Below are 24,469 nucleotides of genomic sequence, written 5' to 3' on the forward strand. Positions count from 1 at the left end.
TGTTGATTGTCAAGTAAAATTGACCCACTTTTATACTTAAATCTGACCCACCCTTGGATCCGTCATTGTGATTTTGGAGGCGGGTCAGTTTTGTTTATAAATCTCGATTTTTACACTGTGAATTGACCCACCTTTTAATGAGTTACCAGTGTGTATCCAGCATCGGTAAGTGCTGTTTTGTCTATGATCATTGTCTTGTTTATTGTATCCATGACAACGTATCTGCTAAGTTCTAGAAGCCTGTCCCCAATAAGCTCTTTAACAAGCTTTTCCATTGCTTCTGCTTTAGGGGCGTTCCTTTCTGTTTTATCCTCGCATATATGCTGTGGCTTTACCGGTGAACAAAGCTCATCAATCGACATAAATAGGCTTTCGTCAGCTTTCTCACATTGTGCGGCACAAAATCTGTCTGTAGCTTCGTTATATCCCAGATAATCTATGTTTTTCATCCTGTCCAGAGTTGACCACGGATACTTTATTCCAAATGACTCTCGGAGCTTTTGATAAAGAGCATCTTTTCCGCCACTGTTGTATATTTCTGCAAGTTCCGGGAGATTTTTATCTTTTATTTTAACCATGACAGTTCTCCTTCCGGAAGCTTACCCATTTCCGCTTCAGCCCATTCATCAAACGCTCTGGACAGAGCACGACCTTCTTCCATCAGAGTTTCAGCCTCTTCAATGAGATTATGTCTCTGGAGGACCTTTTCATATACATCTGTTTTGTAAAGTAGTTCGTCTAGATGCTTTTTCAGGCTTTTAATAGTGTCTTCGCCTCTCAGTTCGGCAAGATATTCTTCCTTATCCTCATCGCTCAGTATGCTAAGAGTATCACGGATATCCTGTTCTTCTCTGTATACGTCAAGGAAATCAATGTAGTTTCCATGACCATCTTCAGCATTACATGTATTCTCATGAACACTGTTACCAGCTGCAACCCATTCATGAAGAGCGTTTCTTTCATTTTCATTCATCCGTGTTGTTTTTTCATATGTATTCAGCTCATCCTGCAGGAATCGCTGCCTATCGCTTGTTAAGTTCATTTTTCTGTACCTTTCTGTTTTTTAACACTTATTTTTGACCCTTTGACACGGTAACTGTCTCCCGTTATACTAAGCACATGGCAGTGATGCAGCAGGCGGTCAAGTATTGCAGTTGCCGCAAGCTGTCCGGTAAATACTTCATCCCATCTGCCCATTGGGAGATTAGTGGTGATAATGAGGGAGCTTTTTTCGTATCGTTGACGAATGATCTGGAAAAACAGGCTCTCTCTTTCTTTGTCCATTTTTATGTATGAAAGTTCATCTATGATCAGAAGTTCAATACGGTTCAGTTTATCAAGCATCTGCTGTAGATTCCCGGCAAGCATCTCGTCATAAAGCCTGTCGACAAGTTCTTTTGCATTAACAAAAAGGACTTTTCTTCCTTTTCTGCAGGCATTACGACCTATCCCTGTAGCAATCATGCTCTTACCAACTCCGGGTGGTCCTATGATTATGATGTTTTCACGGTTATCCAGGAATGTAAGCCTTCCGAGTTCATCAATCTTATCCTTATCAAGAGACGGATTAAAACTGTAATCAATGTCCTCAAGAGAAGATGCACTATCAAAACCGGCTTTAACAAGAAGCTTCTCTGTCCTACGGCTTGTCTTTCCACTATCTTCAAGTTCCAATAGTCTTAAAAGAAAATCCATATATCCCAGTGATTCCTGTTCTGCTTCTTGGATGATGTCTCTGTATTGGGTGCGCATATCTACGAGCTTGAACTGCTTCATCTTTGCTTCTATATATGCGTTTTTGTGTTCTGTGTCATTAAGCATTCAGGACCTCCTTCGCATAGTTCTCATAGTAGCTGCAGTTTCTGGTAAGTTCAGAAGAAGGCGCTGCATCGATTATCAGGGTTGTGGATTCAGCATTGTTATCCTTTGGGATTTTTCGTTCTCCTGAGTTGTACTCACGGAGCATCTTCTTAAATGACTTGATATCCATCTTTCCCTCATCAACAGCTATACCGATAAATCTGTCCAGAGTATCATCATCATAGAGATCTTGCAATTCCATTATTCTTCTGGCATGGAATGTAGGCTGGTCAAACTTACGACCGGCTGCTTCAAGATAACGTGCACCATTACTGAAGCGGTTAGTGAAGTCTCGTCTTATCTGCGGAACAGAAGTTGAGACCTTCTTTGCTATAGACTCATAGTGATCTGGATTAGTGCGGATCTCATGTTTGCCATAAGATATTTCCTGATGCTCTATGAAATGTCCCTGCGAGTCATACAGCATGATCCTGAATCCATAATTCAGCCTGTAGAAAAGTGTTTTTCCAACATATCTGACATGAACACTATATTTATTACCGTCAATACTGAGATAACTGTCAGGACTGACTTTCCGCTTAAGCTTGCTGTTTGCATAGTAGTGTTCCTTAGGAAGCGGCTGTAATAGCGCTTTTTCTTCCAGCAGGTAATGCTGGTTTGGAATTCTTTTGGTGGTGGAATGTTTCTTATCGCACCACTCATTTATAAAAGCTTTTCCCCGGGAATTTAGATCCTCCATACTTGCAAAAGTGTTGCCTTTTATGAACTGTTCTTCGATATAGTTGAATGGCCTCTCGATTTTCCCTTTTTTACGTGGCCAGTAGCATGGGCATGCGTTTAGCTCAACACCGAGATGCAGAGCCATGGCTAATGCATGAGGATTGTACTTTATTTCTTCCTCTGACTTTGGATTGTTTTTTATAACAAACGCTTTGGGATTATCGATAAGAAGCTCCAGCGTCACTCCTCCCAGGTCATCAAACAATTCCTGTACAGCTTCGTAAATAGCATCAGCATCTTCGCGTAAAGAAAAACATATCGCCTTCTTTCTTGATGCAGCTAGTATCATGGAAAAGCAGTATACTGTCATGTATCTGTCTGCTATAAGCACCTGATACTCACTCCAATCAAACTGAGCCTGGTCACCCGGAGGGCTCTCATGCCTTGTCGTTGCCTTGCTGCTGATACTGTCGCCGACATCTTCATCCACTCTTCTTAAAAAGTAGTAGACCGGTCCTATGCTGCCTTTGTAGCCACGTTTCTGTAATTCACTGAATATCCTGGTGCCATTGAAGTTAAATGGGTCACATCTCCAGGTGATGATCTGTTCTTTGAACGGATCAATCTTGGAGCTGTATTCTGTTCGGTTATAGACAGGAGGTTCTGTCTTTTCCAATAGACGTCTGACCGTATTTCTGGCTATCCCAAGGATATCTGCTGTAGCTCTTTTGGAACCTGTCTGTTTGTACACCTTGTGTACTGCCGCCCAGTCTTCCAAATCTTTCACCTCTTTTCCTCCTTCCATATGTTTTTACATACGGAAAGAATTCTATAAAACCTCAAAGAGGTGGGTCAATTCTAAGTATTAAATTTTCAAGGCACAGTGTATTATCGAAATGGTTTATACTCGCGATCCACCATCTGGGGTGGGTCAGTTTTAAGTATTAAACCCGGGTCAATTTTAAGTGTAAATCAATATCTAACATTCTCTAAACCATTATACTTAGCAGCTTTTGAATAATTAGAATTACGCGCTCTATTACTATAACTGTACTGCATATTAGCAATTGAAACTGGATAATAACAGTAACGCGGATTCCCTTCAAGCGTATTCTCATTATAATAATAAATCTTTCCACATTTACATTGACACTTATAACGTGTGCTTAACTTGTAATCTAATTGGTGTATTCTTTTGTCAATATCTTCCAAGTGTATTTTCACAAACGACTCACAGATTTCTTCATCTGTCTCATTTGACTTTCTTCCCCAAAAATCATTTTTATCCGATATTTTATTATTTTCCTTATCATTAGATTTTAAATCAAATGCCCAAGAAGATGATGGATAGTATTCATAAATATAATTTCTAATTTCTGGCGTATTCATTTTATTAGACCTAAAATAGTCCGCCTCGTCCAAGCATTTTGCTTTCTCTTCAGTATATTTAGAATAGATCTCAGTTGTTTTATATTCTTCTCCATCATCCAATACAGTTAAGCAACCATACTTTTTACCTACCTCTATCATATAATCCCCCTTATGTATATTAAAAAATGAAAGCCCCTAATCAATACTCGTCGTGCTTTGATTAGAGGCGTCTTGTCTTAGTTTATCCTATAGTAATCTGTCAATAATTATGATACGTCACTTAAGTAGAAGTAGCAAGCTCGACGTCCATATTCCGATACAAATAAAAGATTGGCTGGCCTCAATCTTGAGACCAGCCGGTTTTCAATCGATCTTTTATTTTCTCACCACTCAAACTCAACCACCTCCCCAGACTCATAACTTTCCTTAATCTTCGAAAAAAGCTCTTCACGAAATTCTTTGGTTACAGGAAATGCGATATCCTTAAAAATCGGATTTCCTTCTTCATCAACAGTCTTAGTCTTGAAACTTGGCATCGATACGAAGGTACCGCCTTTCTTACTTTCTACAATTGAGATATTTCTTACTGCAAAGCAATCTCCAAAAGTCACTGTACAAAGTCCTCTTACATTGTTTGAACTTGCTTCAAGCTTATTTGCTTTAATGCTTACTTTCATCTCTTTAATCCTCCTGATAATTTTTCTTATTCTCATCCTGCCCGGCGCTGAGTGTCGTTGTGGCAAGCAGTGCGTTTGTCCGACAAACGCGTTTTTGCGGCTCTTACAACACAGACTCAGTCCGTGAGTTTCGGGTACGTTTATCACGACCCTCTTTTTCATTTTTGCTTTTATCCTGCAGGTACAACATTTCCAAATTGCGCTTTGCGATCAGATACTCATGGATATCTTTATTGATCCCCGCATACTCCGTAAACTCTTTTTTCTTCTCTTCAAGAATGTGGCCATACTCATCACGTAGCTTACGCATGTTGAGCTTCTGACCTTTTGGCACCGACTTATAGACTTCCTCTGCTGCCTTATAGATAAGAAGCTCTGCCTCATGCTCACTGTAAAATTTCTTACTGTAGCCACTCTTTTTGTAGGTTTCAAACACTTTCCTGTTCGTGGAATAATCGATAATGGCCTGCTGCCTCTTTTTGTTCTCAGACAGAAGTGCTTCCTTCTCCTTCATAGAATCCTTAAGTTCTTTGAGCCTCCCGCTTCTCTCATCGGTCATTTCTTTAAGTTGCTCATATGACTCGATTTTATGTTCCTGAAGAAAAAGAACTGTCTTAGCCATCTGTTTTGCATTAAAGCGCTTTGCCCAGGTCACATATCCTTTGCCTTTTCCTTCCATGAGCTTTGCTTCAATATCCTTAATAAACTCCAGCTTCTTATCGGTAAAATGCTCTTTCCTTGAATATCTGCCTTTGCTTTTTCGTTCTTTGTACGGAGTTCTCTTTATGATAGACAGACCGTTTTCAAAACAGAGGATATCTGAAATTCTTCGAAGAGCAATTCCTGAAAAGTAGAAATCGCGAAATTTCTTTTTCCCATCAATAGAAATTGCATTAATGATGATGTGGTTATGGATATGGGCCTTGTCCGTATGAGTGCAGACAGTGAATGCATATTTTCCTTTGGTGAACCTCATGGCAAGCTCGTATCCGATCTCATTTGCTTTCTCCGGCGTTACCTCCCCGGGTTTAAATGACTGTCTGATCTGGTAAGCGATTATTTCTTTTTTCCTGACATCCCTGACACCGTTGTGGTACAACGATTGAGAAAGCAGAAACTCTTCATCCGCAGTTTCGATATCACAGCCATAAGTTGATATATATTTTTTCGCCTCGGTCTTAAGATCATTTTCTGTATAATCCATTCGCTCCTTTAAGCTCTCTGCGATGGTTCTGCCCCTGATCTGATGAAGAGCCAGTAGCCTTGTTGCCGCCATATTCTTCCCCTTTCAAAAAGACAGGGACAGCTCTTCCATTTTGGAAAAACTGTCCCTTGATCTATATCATTTATTTAGTTTTATACTCTTTTTAATACTCTGTGAGCTGATTCTAAGAAAAGCTGGATATTGGCTGCCGCGAACAAGCACGCAAACATTACTATCAGTATCGCTGCAAAGAAGATCGCACATGGAATCATCTTTAATATGATTGAAAGAATACAGAAGATACCACACAACCATACTGCAAAGCCAACGACATAGCATCCTACGTATATAGATGCCTTTGTAATGAGAGTTGCCGCATCGACAGCCAGCAGTAACGGTAACACCAATAATTTTAAAAGAAATCTCATAATCCACATGTCAAACCTCCTTAATCCATCATTTGCATTGAGTCTATTTCCTGCAATTTTAAAATGCAAGGATGTCTCCATGAACTTACTTTCATGCTCATTTGATAGATGCAAACTTTTTAAGGATTGCCCGCATGCCTTTCCAGATATCTTCAAACCTTCGTTGCAGATCTTTGATATCCGGTACGCAGATGACGCCAAGACCGTTCGCTTTCTTAGCGTACTGGTTGAGATTATTGGAGCACATACGAATTAGATATACCATCTCTCTGAGATCTTTGGTATCTACTCTCACGCAGTATCCGTCGAGTAGCATCTTCCTCATATACTTACTCATGTTTGTTATTCCCGCTTCTTCCATCTTTGCCCTCATACGCTCAAGCTCATCATCTGACAATCTCACCGAGATCTTGTTTGTGCGGTTTTGCAACTTTTACCACCTCTGCTTTTTTCTCAATCATCTTCTCGTACTCTTTTGCTTTTTTAACGGTAGTTTCTGAAGGAACATCCTCCGGCATGTTGTTGATGATACCGTCGAAGTTATTATCATTCCCTTCAATTGCATCCTCCACTGCTTTAAGATGGTTCTTTTTGGAAAAAATAGTATGCTCCTCCAAAATGTTCTCCTCTACATTAGAAAGCTCTTCTTCCTTGGATAGTCTTTTCTCCGCAATATCAAATCCTTCCATAAACACCTCCCGCTTCTTTATAGGCATCAAGCTTTTTAAGAACAGATGGCTTCTTCACCTGCTCTTTTACCATAGTTCCCATTTTCTTCCCGATTGTCATGAAGCGGCGAGTTGCCGCCTCCTTATCAAAAGTTATCTGCTCCATTTACTCTTCCTCCTTTTCTTCAGGAATATCAATATAATCATCAGCATAATCGCTATCAGGATCTTCGCCGTTTTTCCTGCGCTTGAAGCTCTCGCTGTTACTGTAGAAGTAGAATCCTGCTACGCCTGCGAGACCGAGAACAATAATAAGTCCAAGGAAAAGATTTGGTTTCTTCTTTTCCTTGACCACTTCAAGTTCCGGTTCCTCTGTTGCCACAATATCCTGTGGTTGCTGAGTTTGCTGAATAGGTTCTACTGGTGTTTCAACCTCACTCCCCACCTGAGCTTCAAGTTCTTTTTTCTCCTCATCACTTAGAAGGTCCATAAGGTCTCTCTCATCCACCTGATTGAGGAAATGAACATTATTTGTTCCTGTAGTGTTATCGCGGTCTACGATGATATAAAAGATGTTTCCGTTCTTGGTTGTTACCGTCATAAACTGCTTGCTGTGATTATCACTGCTTACATTGTCATCAACAATTGTAGTGTTGCCCTCAGGTGTAAGAGGCTTGTGATCTTCTTCCTCTTTATTTTTTTCTTTTTCCTCATCTTTAACCGCATCTTTATCTTCATCAATAACTGATGTATCAACGTTTTCCGGAACATAGGCATGTGCCGTCACTGGAAATGTCCATATCATAAGTGAAGCTGCAAGTGCAGGCAGCTTAAATCTGTTCTTCATCATCTTTGTCCTCCGTATCAAAATTTCCTGATTCCAAATTTACGATTGTCTTAACCGGCGTTTCTCCCGGCATATGATTCTTTGAATAGGCAATGAGCCTTGAAAGCTCCTCAGGGGTAAGGTCGGCTGCTTTTACCATCTCATGGACGGTTGTCTTTTCTTCCTCTGAGACCTTCTTTTCAAGAGCCTTGACCTTGGTATCCCATTCGGCGCGTTTACCCTTTGCCCTTTCCAGTTCTGATTTGTATTTTTCTAATCTCTCAAGCATATTTCCTCCTTCTACGGGAGCCTTCCGAAACAATAAAAGTGTTTTTCCCAATACCTTGTGTTAATGGATGTGTACTGTATAGGATTTCCGCAGTGAAGCATCATGCCGTCACCGACATAAATGCCAACGTGACTTGCCCCGTTTGTTGCATATGTTCCTTTGAAAAAAATAAGGTCTCCCGGCCTTGCTTCTTCCGGTGAGACCACGCTGCAGCGATTCTTAAGTCCATTTGCTGTCAGCCTTCCCATGTTCCATCCACAATGATTCACAACCCAGCTGACAAATCCACTACAGTCAAATCCGCTTGTAGGATTGGATCCTCCCCATACATAAGCTCGTCCCAGATACTTCTCTCCTTCCGCTATCATTGCCGCAAAACTCTGATCTGATAACACCTCTCCTACAGGATGATATTCATCAGGATCCTCATAATCCGCATAGACATCGTCAAAAAGATATGACTTATTTCCCTGAGTAGCCAGAAGCACATCATACCTTGCCTGTTCGTCCTCATTAAGTCCTTTTCCCGCTATAACAGCACCAAGGCTCTTATTTACCAAGTTCACTGTGAGGATATTGACGGTATAGTACTCTGTCCCCACGTAGGAATAATCATCTGCCCTTACAGTCCGCGAACGGGTCTCTATACGGATATCGTAGGAAAGGTCGTACTGCTCTTTAAAAAGATCCTTCACTATGCTTTTAAGCTGTCTGCGCTTATAGTCCTCATATCTGACTGTCAGGTATGATGCCAGCTCATAAGGGTTATGACCTATCTCATCAAGGTTGTAAACATACTCATCGTAATCGGGGAAGTCCTCTTCGGTTCTATCTATAGTCTCCTGCAGCTCTCTTTCCAGCTTCACGTAGTCCGCATCCACTCCCGTTATGTCCTCGTCATATGCTGTATAAGTGGCTGAAAGAACTGTATCTCCCATACTCGATATCATCACTTCAAAACCGCATAACAAAAAGTGCAGGAAAAACAGGCACAAAAATATGATGACAATAATTAAGAGCACCACAGGGTGCTCTCTAATGGCTTTCACTATTTGTTTTACTGTTTCTTTGGCTGCGTCCTTAACTCCTTCCGCCGCTTCCTGCATTCTGTCGGCAAAGCTCTTTACATAAGGCGAATCCGGATCTTTTCGATAATAGCTTTTCCTTATCTGCTTACGCCGATACTGCTTCTGAAGCTCACGGTTTATTTCAGCGGCGGCTATCACGCCTTCATCTAAAGCTTCACCGCCAATGTTTTCATCTTGGTTAAAATTCACCGCTATACTCCTTTCTGCCAGACGGCAACTTCCTTTGGCTTTGTGGTCATAATCTTGTAAAGCTCCAAGTCATTTGGGAACTGATCCTTAAACGGCAATATCAGGTTTCCAAATATAAGCAATCCTTCGCCGGTTTCTGCCTTCTCGACATAAGAAATCTGGTACTTACTGATACCGAGCCTTTGTGCAAGTATTTCCTTGTCTTTCGGTGCCTGCTTTAGCATGTAGATAAATTCGCTATTCTCGAATATATTCTCAACCTCAGGCGACTTAAGAAGGTCTTTTACGTTCTGAGTTATAGCTGTCGGTATGCCGCCCCACTTACGGAAACGCTTGTAAATCTCCGCACTGTAGCTGGCTGTCTGCTTATCTTGAAGAAGCAGATGGAACTCATCCATATAGTAGCGTGTAGCCTTTCCGACGCTTCTGTTGGCGGTAACACGACACCAGACCTGATCCTGAACTATGAGCATACCTATCTTCTTGAGCTGATTTCCAAGATCTTTGATGTCATAGCAGACAATTCGGTTATTGATATCTACGTTGGTGCGGTTGTTGAATACATTAAGTGAACCTGTAACATAGATTTCAAGTGCTGTTGCTACTTCATGAGCTTCTTTTTCCTCCTGCAACATCAATGCATTATAGAGGTCAGCCAGGATTGGCATGTTCTCAGGTACAGGATTCTCGAAGTACTTCTCGTAAATCTTATGAATGCAGCGGTCGATTACAGTCTTTTCCACGGGACCTAGTCCCCCTTTTCCATCCATAACGAGTTCAAAAAGGGATAAGATAAACTCTGCCTTAAGTGATACGGGATTGTCGCCATCCGAGTAGTTCTCGTTGATATCCATAGGATTGATGTACTGCTTGGATTTCTGACTTACGTGGATCACCTGACCGCGGAACTTCTTTACAAGCGCCGAATATTCATGCTCAGGATCACAGATTATGATGTCATCATCTGTAGAAAGAATGACGTTACTCATTTCTCTTTTTGCAGCAAAAGACTTACCGTATCCGGGCTTTCCAAGGATCATGCCGTTTGGATTGGAAAGGCTCTTTCTATCTCCCATGATGATGTTCTGCGATAATGCGTTGAGTCCGTAGTAAAGAGCTTCATCATCCGTCTGCATGAGTTCCTGCGTGGTAAATGGAATGAAGATTCCTACAGAGCTTGTGGTAAGGCTTCTGTCTATATGGATGAGGTCGCTTGCAAGTGGCAGAATGCTATAAAGTGCCTGTTCCTGCCGGTAGTCCAGCTTGTATGTGTCGCAGTTGAACTGCTGAGCTGTACTTGATGTCTGCAGGTAGTTGTTCTTAAGCTCTATCTTGGAACCTGCGGTATTCATGATAAGAAATGTCATTCTAAACATTCGCTCGTTCTGATCTTGAAGGTCTTGCAAGAAGCTGTTTGCATCCTTGCCATAAGTCACGAGATCTCCGGGGATCAGATCCATGTCGTACCCGGAGCGAACAGCCTTTTTCTGCTCGTCTATCTTGGTAGAGTCGATGTTGGTGATAGTCTTTTTTACCTTCTTGATTGCATCATTCTGATTGATAGACTGCAGGTGAATGCTGATAACTTGTGAAGCATCCGAGTTTAGAAGATCCATGAGGAATCTGTCCTCCATAGTCGGAGCGTCATAGGAAAAAGCTGAAACCGTTGCGTATCTTGTCTTTGTCCTTATCGTGTTCCTTGTTGGGTATTTCAGCTTATCATTCGTATCGCCTCCTAGCCTGTTGATCAGGCGGATAAGCTCTAATCTTTCTTTTCCGCTAAGAGGCTTTGCCTTTACGTCCATCTTCTTGAAGTTATTAAAGACGTCGTTTTCAATTGATCGAAGACGCGGTCTTGCCTCCTTAAAGGACTTGGCGCGGATTCCAAAGGTGATATACTTGGTCTTCTCAAGACCGTTATTGCCTTTATCAAGCTGTCTGTTCAGCATCTCCGAATACTCTGCCCTGACATCGTCAAAGCCATCGTCTCTTTCTTTGATGCGGATTGTCTCATAGAACTTCGCTTCATCCTTTGTAACGTTCACAAAGGTAAGTTCAAAGCGAACCGAGCTGTCAAAGAAGTTAAGGAACTTCTTCCAGTTGTCAAAAATAGCCTGCTGATCCTCATCGGTAGCAAGCTTGTAGTTGATATCCGAAAACCTCATGGTTTTGCTGTAGAAATTGTCATCGGCTCTGCAGATACCATTTTTAAACATCTGCCAAGGATACTTATCCTCGTCGGGCTTTTTCTTTTGCCTTTTCCAGTCGATTGAGTGCTGGATAATGCGTTCAATGGCCTCACCATTTCTTTCATACATAGCCATGAAAAACATCGGCATCATGACAGCCATCATGATAAAGGTGGCTGCGCTCACGTTGTCGGTAAAGCCTTTTATAAGAAAAAAGGTGGGAAGTCCAATCATTCCCGCAAGCGTAAAGCATATGAGCTGCCGCTTGGTCAGATTGAATGCCACCTTTTCTTTTACCCTGGATAAATCTCTTGGCACATTTACTCTTATTGCCATAGTAATCCTTCCTTATTGTGATTCTATTGTGCTGAAAAAATTCTCTTGGATAAGGTGCCTGTCTTGAACAGAGCAAACACCAGCAATATGTTGTAGCCGAGAATCCCCCACAAAGAGCCTCTGATATCGGATGATATTGTGACGTTCTGAATGAGAACTGCGTAAATTGCAACGCATATGACAATGAGAAAGCCTTGAAATCCAAGCGCCACAAGGCTCTTTACGTAGTTCTGTCCTATCTGGCTCTGCTCCCTGTTTCCAAAGGTTGAAAACGGGAGCGGCGCAAGGCTGAGCATCAGATAGATCTCAATCATTCGACCGTAGATAACAAGGAATATCATCATAGACATGATCTTGATTCCTATGCTAAGGAGGAAGATCTCTCCAAATAACGGAAGAAGTCCTCCAATTGACATTCCTTCTAAAGTCGTGCGAAGTTGTGCAAGCCCTGAGCCATCAACTGCAGTGGAGTTCTGTATTATAGCTCCGCTGCCGGTGATGACATGCCCTGCCACATCAAATATCGCCATCGTGATATCAAAGCAATTAGTGATAAGCATTACTGCTACAAAGGTCTTGAATATCCATTTAAAGAATATCCAGGTCTCAAAGTTTGCCAGATTGTTGTGTGCTATGACGAGCTGTATCAGCTCATAACATGCGATAAACGTAAGTATCATCCCCGCTATCGGCATGACTGCATTATTCGATACTTCTCTCATCAGGTTGAACACACCAGGCGTAAAATTCGCCGGGCTTGTAGCTACATCTGAAGCCACCTGTCCAACCCTGCTGTTGATGTTGTCGAACATCCCCTCAAGAAGCACCATCAGCGCATCAACAATCCATCCCTTAATCCAAGAGGTCATCTGCTCAAAAATTCTTTCCATGCAATGATCTCCTTATTTTGGTGTGATTTATGATAAGAACCTCAGGCGCGGCAGCCTAAGCATCGTATATGATCTGCCCTGCTGCCTGCCCTCAAGCTGCTTATCAGAACAATCCGGAAAGAAGTGGAATGAGCTGCGTTCCGATGAGGCAAACTCCTCCGCCTGCCATGAGCTGCTTCATCCCCTGCGACTTCGCTCCGGGGTTGTCATTTCCATATCCCTCAAGAAGATTTACAACGCCCCATACTCCAAGACCTGCTCCAAGCGCAACAACGAGTGTCTGCAAAACTGTGATTGAACTCTGAAAAAATGCCATAATTAATTACCTTGTCCGGAAGCGCCTGCTCCCGGACTTTCCTTTCTTTTCTTTAAAATTTGGTTGGAAGTTACGTCTCATGCCAATTTTCTGCGCTAAAAATGGGCATAATAATAGACCGGTACGGTCTGGGCGTCCCCAGGGTACTGGTCTATGTAAAAAATTTTATAATCAATCATCCCATTTTATAGTAAGCATAAAAGCTTTAAGCGCTTCAAATACATTTTCATCTATTTCAACCGGAATAATTGAATATGGTATTTTTTTACCTTTTATAAGGTTGTATTCTTTTTTCAGCTCACCATCTTGATAGTATTTCCAAACCAATCCATTAGTATAGATAAAATGTTTTATAGCCTTTGATTCCGCAAAAAACTGCTCAGTTTCCCTTATAGATTCACTAGTGGATTTAACCTCAATAAAGCCATAACACTTCCCCCTAGTATCCTTATACACAAAATCATTTGATAATACTGCTATATCCGGAGGTCCTTTTTCTGTTTCAAGGCGCTCATCTCGATCATTCTTTAAGCTATCAATAGCAACCAACGATAGTTCGGTATCATCAATACATTCATCCAACATCCTATACACAAGTATCTCTACTCCCGTCTCAATAGGGCATTTTGTAATAATATTATTTATATTGCGCTGATAAAATTCTTTTTCCATTTTAGCTCCTTTAACTATAAGCGACTTATGCGCCAAATTTTCTTGCCAACAGCTTTAATAAGTATCAATCTTTATTCTTTTTTTCAGGTCTTATATCCTCCATAATTTAAAGTATTATTACTTTAATCAAACATTTATAATTAACGTTTCACTTCTAAAACATATAATGGTCGATTATACAACTTCCTTTTTTCCTTGACCACATAGGCTAAGTCTTTATTTAACAGTAGCTCATGCTCATAACTAAAAATCCCCCAATAATTAATATATGCACAACTCGTTCCTTTTGGAATTAAAAAAATAGCATATGCTCGTGGTCGAAACATATTGCTAATCTGTCTATCAATTGTTTTATCAACATGCGTACCTTTATAACCCCCAAATCCAGAGGCTCTATTGATTACATCACCAACTTCAATAGATTCAAAAAATACTCCTTCATTCCTTGCTAAATTCCTATAAACAGCGATATTACGATCAATACCCCCCTTGGTAATTGCAGAATTAATTCCCCTTTCAAATACCGTAACTATTTTACTGATCACTTTAAGATAATTACTCGAACCAACTCTAATAAACCTATTAATCATATTAGAACTTGTCCTATAAACACTAAGACAAATACACTCCCACAAACTAAGATTCCTTTTCCACTCTTTATATACTTCTTCTATGTCATTTTTTTCATAGGTTTCATATCCATATTTTCGAGATATAACAGAATAATCATATTTGTTTTGTTTCATATTTTAACCCCCATGCCCGCAAATGCCTATGAAATCGTCACCTCTTTACATCATTTTCAATTATAAAACATTTATGAACATCAGAGGTGACGTAATTTCAATCAAACCCTCACCACATCAAACATCTCTCCCTTCTTCACCTTCAGACTATGATGCACATACTTCTGAATATCCATCTTATTCCTATCATCATACTCTCCCGTCTCCTTATATAGCGGATGCCTGGTTACATCATATTTGTCCGACAAAAATGGTCGTACTCCTCGAAGTTGCAGGATGCATTTATCACCATCCATAACTGCAAGCTCATCGATTGTCATGAGTTCCTTACCATTCTTCTGATAGTTCATTGAGTAAGAAGGATTGTTGCCACGGTTTTCACCGGTGGAATACATGTCGATAGTTTCTTTTCCCAAAGCCTGAGACAAGTCTTTTAGCGTTGTTGGTTCTGTACCTCCAAGGAACAGCTGTGAATCCATATTGCCGATGATTGTATCTGCGTTTTCCTTGTAGATTGCTTTGAGCTGCGACTTAGCCTGAAGGAACAGGCATGCGCTGATTTCACGGCTTCGAATTGTTGCTACAAGCTTTTCCAGATTTGGAATCTGACCTATATTTGCCGTCTCATCAATAAGGCAGCGCACATGAACAGGAAGTCTTCCCTTGTACACGTTATAAGCCTTATCACACAGTAGATTAAAAAGCTGACTGTAAATCATAGAGATAAGGAAGTTAAAAGTCGGATCTGTATCACTCATTACAAGGAACAGCGCTGTCTTCCTATCTCCCAAGGTATCAAGCTCCAGCTCATCGTACATGGTAATCTCCCGCACCTGATCAATATCAAACGGAGCGAGACGAGCGCCACAGCTGACAAGAATAGACTTTGCTGTCTTTCCTGCCGCCAATTTGTACTTTTTATACTGCCTTACCGCAAAATGCTTAGGATTAATTTCTTCCAGCTCTTTCATCATCATATCCACGGGATTCTCATAGTCCTCATCATCCTCGCGAACATCCGATGCATTCAAAAACTCCAGCAAAGTATTAAAGTTCTGCTCTTCCTCCGGAGCTTCGTAATGGATATATCCGATAAGAGCGCAATATAAAAGAGTTTCAGCTTTTTGCCAAAACTCATCTCCCGCCTTACCATCGCCCTTCGTATTTGCGATAAGTGTATTCACAAGCTTTAGAATATCGTTGTCGCTGCGGATATAGGCAAATGGATTGTAATGCTGACTCTTATCAAAGTTGATGGTATTGAAAATCTTCACCTTATATCCATGCTTAAGCAAGGTCTTTCCTGTATTTATAACCACGTCACCCTTAGGATCGGTTACCACGTAGCTTGAATGCATTTGCAAAAGATTCGGAATCAGAAAAAACCTTGTTTTACCGGAACCGGAACCACCGACTACAAGTACATTCTTATTTCTTGCATACTTAGGACTCTTCGGACGACTGTTCATCATAAGCCTCTCTGTCTGCGTAAGGATGATATTATCCTTAAAGTTTGGAGCCATAAACGGCTCTATATCCTGTGTTTTTCCCCAACGTGCCGTCCCATACTCTGCACCGTGGCGGTATTTCTTAGCATTTTTCCCTTTGATATAAACTACAACTTTCAGCAAAATACCACAGATAATGCCGACCATAAGATCAAAGGGATTAAGACTTGGCATGAGATTGGCTAAAGCAACAGGCAGTGCCTTAGCCAAAGCACCTATCTCGTTTGGTGCATCCATAAGCTTTGATATCCTCCAAGCTTCTCCCAGATTTGTTGCAAATACGCCGACAAGCACGTAGGGAATGTTCAGCAGGATGAATCGTTTCTGCTTTTTTGTCATAGCGCTCTCTCCTGTGTTCTGTGTCGTTCTTTTTTAGGATATTTCTTCGCAATCTCAATGAATTTCTGTAATTTTGCAAGTACACTCGGACGATCCTTTATCTTCATCATTTTCTTGCTGTATTCATTAACGACTGCTTCCATTGCATCGGTATCTCTTGCTTTGAAAAAAGCTGTATAGACCGATGGCTTTTCTGATTTATCTTTAATAATGGCAAAATCTACACCATACTTCTTGGCTATTCTCTCAAAGGTTCTGATACCCGCATCACCGACAACCATGCTACTGACTCCCTGATTCTGCTTTACCAGCTCATCTATAGATTGCTTTCCTTGAATATGCTCATCTATAGAAGCCAGCTTCTCATTGGCTCTGTGCCTTAGATAAGTTCGAATCGCAGCTGCAACTGCCCTGCCTGTAAGTCTTGTTCCAGAAATGGCAAGACGCACGGTTTTTTCTTCTATTTCTTCCTGCATGAAATTTCCTCCTTTCCGGGCACGAAAAAAGGTAGCAGATTTTTAGAATCCACTACCTTAAGTGCAAATAAAATATCAACTTGTTATTTCTGAAGCTACGTTGTTATGATTGCGTGCTCTTATATCATCATACTTTTGAAATAAAAGCAAGAGATTCCGCGTTACCACTCGCTAAAATATCCAACAACCTATATGCCGGACCTGTAGGATGCGTTCTTCCAAGTTCCCATGCTTCTACAGTTTTCTTGGAAACTCCCATGTAATTAGCAAATACGGTCTGAGTCATTCCTGCTCTATTTCTAACTTTTTTTATTTCTTCATTAGTATATTTTTTTATCGGTGCGATTACGTAAGTTGTCGTCTTGGCACTGCCTAAACCTTTTTCATAATCTATAGCCTCTTGCAATCCTTCTTGCAGATCATCAAACAATGAACTCATAATCAGATTACCTCCTATTTCTAGCGGCCTCTTCTTTCAATGCTTTCACAAGTTTTTTAAGAATTTTCTTTTCTTCTTCAGTAAGATTTTCCTGTTCGTTTTTCTTGAATGCAGTAATTAGATAAGTTGCTTCATACTCTTCAAAATCTGTATAGCACACTCTGATGCTACCGCTTTTACCACGTTTTTCGATTGGAAATCTTACTTTTCTAATACCTCCAGTTCCTTCCATCACCGGTCCTGACTGTGGGTCTTTCAAAAGCATTATTTGTAGTCTCAATAAATCTTTGTCATCTAAGCCGATTTCTTTCCATCTTTTTGTAAAAAGAGGAACTTCAATAAATGTTCTAACCATTTCTTACTCCTTGCAATTAATAGTATATGCCCTACAATGTAGGGTGTCAACAGCATCAGTCTCTATCACATTTCTATAAACTCATATCTCTACTACGTTTCTTCTGCCACTGATCAAGAAGTTTAATGATGGTCTCTTCCATCTGCTTTGGAGTATACGACTTAGGGAAGTACTTCTTCAGAACATCATTCTTCAAAGTAACTCTGTCGAGCTCTGATTTCTTTTCCTCAGAAAGAATAATGTTCATACCTTCCTGCGTGATTTCTCCGTTAAGAGCCAGCTTCTTGATACGCTGTGCCTGGGATAAAGATGGGATGGCCTGAGAATAGGCTATAGCTGCCAATAAGTCATTTTGCTGAGTCTCATTCAGGAATGAAACTTCTACAGCGGGATTAAAACCTATAACTTTGTTATCTACCATCTCAAGGAACTCAGGAAGAAGGTTGGTCAGGCGGATATAGCGCTGCACTGTTCTAGCACTTTCACCGACCTGCTCACCAAGTTCTACATCACTTCGTAAATTCGTGCCAACTTGGCACACATTTTCTTTTGATGGCCTTCCCGCTTGTCTTTTCATCGCCTCCAACTTCATCTTAAACGCAAACGCTCTCTCGCTCGGCAATATTTCTTCCCTCTGCAGATTGCTATCAACCATGAGAATCGTAGCTGCGTCGTCATCAAGCTCTTTTACAATACACGGCAACGCCTCTTTTCCCGCAAGCTCTGATGCACGGTATCTTCTATGACCGGAAATAAGCTCGTAGCCGCCAGACTCATCAGCTCTGACAATGGCAGGCTGGAGAACTCCGTATTCTTTGACGCTCTCCACAGTCTTAGCCATCTCCTCATCATCTCTGACTTTAAAGGGATGGTCCTTAAACGGATGAAGGTCGGAAAGAGGTATCTCCACAACAGAATCACCCTGAGCTTCGCTCTTAGTACTTTCATAGTCATTCCCTCCAAAAATATCATCGTAACTGCTCAGCTGAATGTTTGAGCGCTCTTTCTTCATTCTTAAGTACCTCCTTTGTCAGATTCTTGTATGCCTCCGCAACTCTCCCCTTCGGATCATGTGAAAAGATACTCTTTCCTTCTGCACTGATCTCAGCAGCCCTTACAGAATGTGGAATCTCTGTTTTGTAGACTTTGAGCTTACTGCCATAAGTTCCACGGATAAGATTACAGATATCCTTGGCATAGTTCGTTCTGCTATCAACCATGGTCAGCAAGATTCCATCAATCTTAAGCTTTGGATTTATCTGTCTTCTGACTTTGTTTACTGTCTGAAGAAGCTGTTCCAAACCTTTTGCAGAAAGATACTGAGCCTGTACCGGAATTACCAGCTTATCTGCCGCAGCCAAAGCATTGACTGTGAGCATTCCAAGTGACGGCATGCAATCGATAAGCACATAGTCGTAATTATCTTTTACAGAATCAATGTATTCTTTCAGCACTTTTTCTCTGCTCATGACATTTACCAGAGATACTTCCATACCGGACAAAGAGATATTTGCAGGCATGATATCCACGCCCTCTTCGTGATGCAATATTCCTTCTCCCGGTGCTATCACTTGATCCTGCAATACTTTTGCCATGATATCCGCAACAGTAACAGGAAGCTCATCAGCTCTTGGATGCCCCAAGCTGATAGTAAGCGATCCCTGCGGATCCATATCAACAAGAAGAACTTTTTTACCTTCATTGGCAAGACCTATTCCAAGGTTTTCGGTGCTCTGCGTCTTGCCTGTTCCTCCTTTCTGATTAACTAAAGCAATAACTTGTGCCTTACTCATTTTTCCTCCTTTATGTTTCCATATGCTAAGTCATGCCGTACCAGTGCTTCGTAATGTGCGTCCATGGTAAGCGGCGCATTATACAAAGCAGCTATCAGGTACTGCCGCATGTTTCTGACTCTTGTAGTGTTATTCTGAAGCCCCTCTAACACGTACTCGATATGCATTGAATTAAGCTTCTCGAACTGTGACTTCACTATCGCTGAAGGCTTGTCCTCTTTACCAACGCAGATAGTTTTCTTTGTAGAACAAAGGACATCAACAATAAGCGCTGCGATCTGCTCAAGCAGTTCCTTATGACAAGGGTATCTTTTGACCAGAACATCCAGACTGATGCTTTCTCTTACATATATCTGATTATCAAGCAGCTCTTTTTCAGCTCTATTTCCATTCCCTTCCACTCCTTCTACCTTGGGCATATCTCCATAAACACGGATTTCACCGGAATAGAATGGAATAGAATCAGTCTTACTAATATCAGTTTTATTATTATCAGTATTAATAGTTCGTCTTTCTGACGGTTCTTGAGCTGTCATTTTGACATATCCTGATGTAGCACTTTCGACATTTCCTGAAGTGTCGTTTTGACATTTCTGGAAATGCTCTTTTAACACTTCAGAAGCAAAATTCTTTACATATATAAGATTTGGCTTGGTCAAACCCTGACGTTTCTTTTCTATGAGTCCGATGTTTTCAAGCTCTGAAAGTACATTTCCTGCCTTCTTGTTGCCACAGCCAAGATTCTCTGATGTTTCATCAATTGTGTAAATGATGTAGACTCTACCCTTCTCATCCTTCCAGTCATTCACAGCCGATAAACACATACGGTCAAGAAGTAGACCGTACATGATCTTCGCTTCTGCGGTAAGGCGCTTGAAATGCTCATCTGTGAAGAGCATCTTGGGGATCCTGAGAAATGAAAAAAGGTCGCTCTCACGACCATAGAAATAATCAAACGTCATTTTCTTTTCTCCTCTTTTAACTGCCTCATCTCTTCCAAAATCTTACGGGTACACCAGCCGATGCACGGCTGATGTCTTCCGTAAGGACAACTTCTACAGGCCACCGGCTTCCCGCCTGTTCCTCTTTTCATTAAAGAGCCTCGCCGCCACGGGAACGAGGACGTGTGCTCTTTTCGTGCGCCGGTTCTTTACGCTTCCTGGCATCAAGCTTATCGAGGGTTGATTCACGCTTCTTTTCGTTAACCCTCTCCTGATATTTCCCTGCAAGCTCGAACAGCTTTTCCTTGGAATCATAGTGATAAACGCTGTCTGTAAGCACATCTTCAGGAGCGACCTGCGTCTCATTTACCTCTTTTACCATGCCTTCCAAATTGTTTATATCTACGTTTCCATCGTCTTTTACAAGTAAAACTTCATGGATCGAACTGGGCAAAATAAAGAAGTCACCGCCGACTCTCTCAGCCGCCTGGTCCATGAAATCCTGATAGGCAATAACGCCTGCGCCCTGAGTCTTGTCGGGTACCGATGCAACAAATAACGGATCCTCAGGCATAACGGGAATCATATCTTTTGCTTCAGGTCCCATCATCTCAAGCAGAGTCTCTGCCATAGTCTGAATGACAGCAGGGCGCATTACGGGAGCATACTGCAGTGCATCTGCATGAAGCTGTTCCGGTGTGATGCCGTAGCTATCAAGGAGCTGGTTTGTTACAAGTATTGAGCCCATGCCTTCTTTGTCAATATCAAGCACAAAGCGATATACAACAGCCATATCCTCTATGTTTCTGTGCGGAACCCCCTTCAAAAGTTCTGCGTTTCGCCCGGAAGATACAACCTCCATGGAAAGCTTCTCTTTCATCCGGTCATAATCCTTAAGTTCCTCCAAATTGAAATCAGGGCGGTCATGTAAAGCTCTGTCTGCCCTATCTGCTACTTCATTTACCAATGAGTCATAGCTCATGCCGCCCTCATAACGTTCGTGGATCTCGGTAAGATTGAGATTCACACCGATCGTTGCTTCCTGCGGCTTGATAGTAACTGCCTCATAGGTCTGATTCATCTTCTGAACCTCATGTGGCTCCACCAGGTACTCACCTCCACCAGCCTGTAATCTCTCCTTCAAGTCTTCCACGAACTGTTCTTTGAATTTCTCGTACTCCATTCTTTATCCTCCTATGAAATGAATTGTTACCGCCCAAAATGAGCTCAAAAAAAGAACAGCTACCTCTTTCGAAATAACTGTTCTATGTAATCGGGACTATTTTGATTTGTTAATCTAAGTCTTTCTTCTCGAAATCCTCAATATTCAATTCACGTCTAAGTTCATCTTTTGTTGGCATGTACGGCAAATACTTTGCAGCAAAAATCTGCTTATTGTCTTCCGGCAAAGTATATTCTACATCTTCTACACGCATAAGGCTTCGCTAATGAGTCCAACTCAATTCCGAACGCAATGCGTTCGCATTTGGGAAAGCAAAGCAAAACTGCCGCATCATCTATAAGACTTTCCGCATCTTCTTATTCCAGTAATGACCTTTATCAGACCATTATTCATATGACTAATAAGCTTGTCCAAATATCGTTGTCTTGCAATTACCATAAAGCACACCTCATTTTAGATTTTAGGTACATGTACCTTTATTCTAAAGTGTTCCTTCTCCCTCCGCCGAGCCATAGCCATACCACCTCGTAGTGCTCGGAAATCATGGTAAGAGCGAGATTCACGCCGACTGTAGGCACCCACCAGCCTGTAATTTTTCCTTCAAGTCTTCTACGAACTGTTATTTGAATTCAGGACGCAATGCGTCACGAATTGGAAATATATTATAAAACCGACGCATATTACGTAAATTACTTTCATCAAATCCCTTGCCGAATCTCATAGCATATGCCGTTAAAAAAAAATGAACAGCTATCCTTTCGGATAACTGCTCTATGTAGCGCAAAAATCATGTGTTTCTTCGTTTTTTCTTAATTACAAATTGAGATTTTTTACCCTAAAAAAACAGGGGTTAAACGGGGGTTAAAGCCATATTATGCAAGAGCCAAAGCCCAGTATTCATGCAGGTTTCAAGAGTTTTTAGAGTGCTGTGCCGTGGCAGACGAATAAGATCCTCGTCATTGCGTAAAATCCTCTATTTATGCGGCTTCCCGCGTTTTTCTAAAAATTTTTTTGTGGCAAAAAAAGGCATATTTGGGCATATTTTTGCCTGCAAAAGGTGCAAATTAGGTGCAAAATCGAAAAATTTGCACCTTCAGTATTCATGCGGCTTGCGGGGCATATTTTTGCCAAAAACAAACATATTTTCCCCCGCAAAAAGGTGCAAAAATTATAAGAATTTGCGGCATCATTCATTTGACACCTTCTTTTTTCTATACCCTTTAAAGGTTTTAACTTTAGCAGTATCTTTCTTTGAACCAATGGCTTTTCTGCTTTCCTCAGAGATACGCTCGAACTCCTCAATAGCATCTTCATATCCAAGATGCGTATAAGTATTAAGCGTAACGCCTATATCAGAATGTCCCATTATGTATTGGAGTGTCTTTGGATTCATTCTTGCCGAAGCCATACGACTACAAAAAGTATGTCTACACACATGAGGTGTCACCTTAGGCATCTGCACCTTATAAATTCTGTTGTACTTATCAACTATATGTTTAAAGTACTTCTCCCAGTGCATTGCTACCATAGGATGCTCATCCTTATCAAGAAAAAGAAATCCCACATAGCCATCTACCATAGGCTCGATTTTAGGAACCTTTCGTTTTGCTATGATGCGCCTGAAACACTCCGCGACTTCTTCCGTCATCGGAATCAATCGTCCTCCGGATTTAGTCTTCGTATCTCCGATGTTTAAACCTATACCATTATTTCTCTGGAGCTGATGGTCTACATTGATCCTCATATTGTCAAAATCAATATCATCAAATGTCAGTCCTACAAATTCCGATATGCGAAGCCCTGTATTAAACAGAATATAGATTCCATCATAATATCTGCGATAATGAGAATCTTCCTTTATAAACTTAAGGAACTTTCTTTCGTCATCGCGCGATATCGCTTCACGGGTAACACTGTCATTGTAGATTACCGTACCAAGATTAAAATCAAACGGATTCTTTTTGACAAAATCATTATCCACCGCCAACTGAAATGCAGGACGAAGAACTCCTCTGATACTATGAATCGAACTGTATCCTCTTCCATTTTTCTGAAGCTGCACAAGCCAAGTCTGCGCATGCAAAGTCTTGACCTTGTCGATTCTCTGAGTTCCGAAAACATCCTTTTTCAAAAGATTCATCACAGTCTTATATCCGGTTTTTGTACTTGGACGTACACCATTTTTCAATGTGACATACTTCTCCACTAAATCTGATACTGTAAGTTTTCCTCCTTCCGGAATAATCTGGCTGATCAAATCCGCTGATATTTTCTTCTCAAGCTCTCTAAGAGCCGGCTCAGGCTTTCTTCCTTCAGGCACCGGATCGTTAACATCAAGTCTCCATGATCTAACATATTTTGCCTCACCAAAAGCATCTAAATATTTATATCTATAGCGACCGGTGTTTTCCTGTGTCTCGCCGTATCTTAAGATTCGGCCGCGATTATCTCGTCTCTTTTTACTCATATATTGGTCTCCTTCCTACTTAGAAAGGCTCCAATATGGCATCACCATGATACCATAATCAGAGCCTTTGCGCCATTGAGGACAGGTAATTATGTCATTCATATGCAGGTAGCAACATCTATATATTCCTCAAATTTTTTCCTTTTTATCTGTCTCCGATTTCCAACCGTGATAATAAAATCGGCAGTCGGGTCAAATGAGATTATTCGCCTTATCCGCTTCTGCCCGATTCCAAAATATTCTGCTGCCTCTCTGATTGAAAGAGTATATTTTTCGCAAAGAGGCACTTCTCTTATTAGATCATCCATCTTCAAATCCTCCCTGCAACCTCTTTACAAAAATTATTGTGTCCGTCATTTTGCTCCTCCTTTCATAAACGTATCTCTTAGATAAATTTATGATATCTCTTGCAGCTTTTCTAAAACGTCGACATTTGCGACATCCGTTCGATATTTAAGAAAGACGATTTTCAAGGCAATGCAAAAATAAAAAATCTGAATCTCTCATTTTCATCAGATTCAGATTTTTTGAAAAAGTA

Annotated in this window: 31 protein-coding genes; all 31 read right to left on the minus strand. The window is 41.1% G+C overall.

Going from position 1 to position 24,469, the window contains the following annotated elements:
* Positions 1-134 precede the first annotated feature (134 nt).
* Positions 135-578 carry a hypothetical protein gene (locus DL92_RS0113845; RefSeq protein WP_026668053.1) on the minus strand — a complete coding sequence of 148 codons (444 nt, stop codon included), beginning with the start codon at positions 576-578 and terminating at the stop codon, positions 135-137.
* Positions 566-1,042: a hypothetical protein gene (locus DL92_RS0113850; protein WP_026668054.1), complete on the minus strand. Its 477-nt coding sequence runs from the start codon at positions 1,040-1,042 to the stop codon at positions 566-568. The genes DL92_RS0113845 and DL92_RS0113850 overlap by 13 nt, the downstream gene beginning before the upstream one ends.
* Entirely contained in the window at positions 1,039-1,821 is a 783-nt protein-coding gene (gene istB, locus DL92_RS19430) for an IS21-like element helper ATPase IstB (RefSeq protein WP_051625359.1), read from the minus strand. Before istB ends, DL92_RS0113850 begins: the two co-directional genes overlap by 4 nt.
* Positions 1,814-3,328, minus strand: a complete 1,515-nt coding sequence (gene istA / locus DL92_RS0113860) for an IS21 family transposase (RefSeq protein ID WP_197027266.1) — start codon at positions 3,326-3,328, stop codon at positions 1,814-1,816. Before istA ends, istB begins: the two co-directional genes overlap by 8 nt.
* A gap of 185 nt (positions 3,329-3,513) precedes the next feature.
* Positions 3,514-4,071, minus strand: coding sequence for a hypothetical protein (locus DL92_RS0113865; protein WP_026668056.1), 558 nt, complete (start codon positions 4,069-4,071; stop codon positions 3,514-3,516).
* A gap of 224 nt (positions 4,072-4,295) precedes the next feature.
* Positions 4,296-4,589, minus strand: a complete 294-nt coding sequence (locus DL92_RS21305) for a SpoVG family protein (protein WP_051625360.1) — start codon at positions 4,587-4,589, stop codon at positions 4,296-4,298.
* Positions 4,590-4,692: 103 nt separating this feature from the next.
* A complete protein-coding gene (locus DL92_RS0113875; RefSeq protein ID WP_026668057.1) occupies positions 4,693-5,865 on the minus strand; it encodes a relaxase/mobilization nuclease domain-containing protein in 1,173 nt (390 codons plus the stop codon).
* An 80-nt stretch (positions 5,866-5,945) separates the two neighbouring features.
* Positions 5,946-6,230 (minus strand): hypothetical protein, encoded by a 285-nt coding sequence (locus DL92_RS0113880; protein ID WP_026668058.1) that lies wholly within the window; start codon positions 6,228-6,230, stop codon positions 5,946-5,948.
* Positions 6,231-6,318: 88 nt separating this feature from the next.
* Complete coding sequence (locus DL92_RS0113885; protein WP_051199148.1) at positions 6,319-6,594, minus strand: plasmid mobilization protein; 276 nt, start codon at positions 6,592-6,594, stop codon at positions 6,319-6,321.
* A 13-nt stretch (positions 6,595-6,607) separates the two neighbouring features.
* On the minus strand, positions 6,608-6,910 hold the full coding sequence (locus tag DL92_RS0113890; protein WP_026668060.1) for a DUF4316 domain-containing protein: 303 nt from the start codon (positions 6,908-6,910) through the stop codon (positions 6,608-6,610).
* Positions 6,897-7,055 (minus strand): hypothetical protein, encoded by a 159-nt coding sequence (locus DL92_RS21125; protein WP_155833800.1) that lies wholly within the window; start codon positions 7,053-7,055, stop codon positions 6,897-6,899. The genes DL92_RS0113890 and DL92_RS21125 overlap by 14 nt, the downstream gene beginning before the upstream one ends.
* Positions 7,056-7,739, minus strand: coding sequence for a DUF4366 domain-containing protein (locus DL92_RS19440; protein ID WP_051625361.1), 684 nt, complete (start codon positions 7,737-7,739; stop codon positions 7,056-7,058).
* The gene (locus DL92_RS19445) at positions 7,720-8,004 is read right to left on the minus strand and encodes a DUF4315 family protein (RefSeq protein ID WP_051199145.1); all 285 of its coding nucleotides are present in this window, start codon (positions 8,002-8,004) and stop codon (positions 7,720-7,722) included. The genes DL92_RS19440 and DL92_RS19445 overlap by 20 nt, the downstream gene beginning before the upstream one ends.
* 11 nt (positions 8,005-8,015) lie before the next feature.
* Complete coding sequence (locus tag DL92_RS21700; protein WP_051625362.1) at positions 8,016-9,281, minus strand: C40 family peptidase; 1,266 nt, start codon at positions 9,279-9,281, stop codon at positions 8,016-8,018.
* A gap of 2 nt (positions 9,282-9,283) precedes the next feature.
* On the minus strand, positions 9,284-11,806 hold the full coding sequence (locus DL92_RS0113910) for a VirB4-like conjugal transfer ATPase, CD1110 family (RefSeq protein ID WP_081816916.1): 2,523 nt from the start codon (positions 11,804-11,806) through the stop codon (positions 9,284-9,286).
* A 23-nt stretch (positions 11,807-11,829) separates the two neighbouring features.
* Positions 11,830-12,696 carry a VirB6/TrbL-like conjugal transfer protein, CD1112 family gene (locus DL92_RS0113915; RefSeq protein ID WP_026668062.1) on the minus strand — a complete coding sequence of 289 codons (867 nt, stop codon included), beginning with the start codon at positions 12,694-12,696 and terminating at the stop codon, positions 11,830-11,832.
* A gap of 103 nt (positions 12,697-12,799) precedes the next feature.
* The gene (locus DL92_RS0113920; protein WP_026668063.1) at positions 12,800-13,012 is read right to left on the minus strand and encodes a Maff2 family mobile element protein; all 213 of its coding nucleotides are present in this window, start codon (positions 13,010-13,012) and stop codon (positions 12,800-12,802) included.
* A gap of 171 nt (positions 13,013-13,183) precedes the next feature.
* Positions 13,184-13,684 carry a hypothetical protein gene (locus tag DL92_RS0113925; protein WP_026668064.1) on the minus strand — a complete coding sequence of 167 codons (501 nt, stop codon included), beginning with the start codon at positions 13,682-13,684 and terminating at the stop codon, positions 13,184-13,186.
* Positions 13,685-13,824: 140 nt separating this feature from the next.
* The gene (locus DL92_RS0113930) at positions 13,825-14,430 is read right to left on the minus strand and encodes an ADP-ribosyltransferase (protein ID WP_026668065.1); all 606 of its coding nucleotides are present in this window, start codon (positions 14,428-14,430) and stop codon (positions 13,825-13,827) included.
* Between the two features lie 101 nt (positions 14,431-14,531).
* Positions 14,532-16,277 (minus strand): VirD4-like conjugal transfer protein, CD1115 family, encoded by a 1,746-nt coding sequence (locus tag DL92_RS0113935; RefSeq protein ID WP_026668066.1) that lies wholly within the window; start codon positions 16,275-16,277, stop codon positions 14,532-14,534.
* Entirely contained in the window at positions 16,274-16,753 is a 480-nt protein-coding gene (locus DL92_RS0113940) for a PcfB family protein (protein ID WP_026668067.1), read from the minus strand. Before DL92_RS0113940 ends, DL92_RS0113935 begins: the two co-directional genes overlap by 4 nt.
* A 127-nt stretch (positions 16,754-16,880) precedes the next feature.
* Positions 16,881-17,192 carry a helix-turn-helix domain-containing protein gene (locus DL92_RS0113945; protein ID WP_026668068.1) on the minus strand — a complete coding sequence of 104 codons (312 nt, stop codon included), beginning with the start codon at positions 17,190-17,192 and terminating at the stop codon, positions 16,881-16,883.
* Between the two features lie 7 nt (positions 17,193-17,199).
* Positions 17,200-17,547 carry a type II toxin-antitoxin system RelE/ParE family toxin gene (locus DL92_RS0113950; RefSeq protein ID WP_026668069.1) on the minus strand — a complete coding sequence of 116 codons (348 nt, stop codon included), beginning with the start codon at positions 17,545-17,547 and terminating at the stop codon, positions 17,200-17,202.
* 73 nt (positions 17,548-17,620) lie between these two features.
* The gene (locus DL92_RS0113955; protein ID WP_026668070.1) at positions 17,621-18,559 is read right to left on the minus strand and encodes a ParB/RepB/Spo0J family partition protein; all 939 of its coding nucleotides are present in this window, start codon (positions 18,557-18,559) and stop codon (positions 17,621-17,623) included.
* The gene (locus tag DL92_RS0113960; protein ID WP_026668071.1) at positions 18,516-19,340 is read right to left on the minus strand and encodes a ParA family protein; all 825 of its coding nucleotides are present in this window, start codon (positions 19,338-19,340) and stop codon (positions 18,516-18,518) included. The genes DL92_RS0113955 and DL92_RS0113960 overlap by 44 nt, the downstream gene beginning before the upstream one ends.
* Positions 19,337-20,302 carry a DUF6017 domain-containing protein gene (locus tag DL92_RS0113965; protein ID WP_026668072.1) on the minus strand — a complete coding sequence of 322 codons (966 nt, stop codon included), beginning with the start codon at positions 20,300-20,302 and terminating at the stop codon, positions 19,337-19,339. The genes DL92_RS0113960 and DL92_RS0113965 overlap by 4 nt, the downstream gene beginning before the upstream one ends.
* Positions 20,299-20,433, minus strand: coding sequence for a hypothetical protein (locus tag DL92_RS21670; RefSeq protein ID WP_256379974.1), 135 nt, complete (start codon positions 20,431-20,433; stop codon positions 20,299-20,301). The genes DL92_RS0113965 and DL92_RS21670 overlap by 4 nt, the downstream gene beginning before the upstream one ends.
* Positions 20,433-21,464: a DUF5688 family protein gene (locus tag DL92_RS0113975; protein ID WP_026668073.1), complete on the minus strand. Its 1,032-nt coding sequence runs from the start codon at positions 21,462-21,464 to the stop codon at positions 20,433-20,435. Before DL92_RS0113975 ends, DL92_RS21670 begins: the two co-directional genes overlap by 1 nt.
* A gap of 109 nt (positions 21,465-21,573) precedes the next feature.
* Complete coding sequence (locus tag DL92_RS21130) at positions 21,574-21,717, minus strand: hypothetical protein (RefSeq protein ID WP_155833802.1); 144 nt, start codon at positions 21,715-21,717, stop codon at positions 21,574-21,576.
* Positions 21,718-22,650: 933 nt separating this feature from the next.
* Complete coding sequence (locus tag DL92_RS0113990; protein WP_026668074.1) at positions 22,651-23,931, minus strand: site-specific integrase; 1,281 nt, start codon at positions 23,929-23,931, stop codon at positions 22,651-22,653.
* Between the two features lie 98 nt (positions 23,932-24,029).
* The gene (locus DL92_RS0113995) at positions 24,030-24,239 is read right to left on the minus strand and encodes an excisionase (protein WP_026668075.1); all 210 of its coding nucleotides are present in this window, start codon (positions 24,237-24,239) and stop codon (positions 24,030-24,032) included.
* Between the last annotated feature and the right edge of the window lie 230 nt (positions 24,240-24,469).

This window comes from Butyrivibrio sp. AE2005 (genome assembly GCF_000686965.1).
GTDB lineage: Bacteria > Bacillota > Clostridia > Lachnospirales > Lachnospiraceae > Butyrivibrio > Butyrivibrio hungatei_A.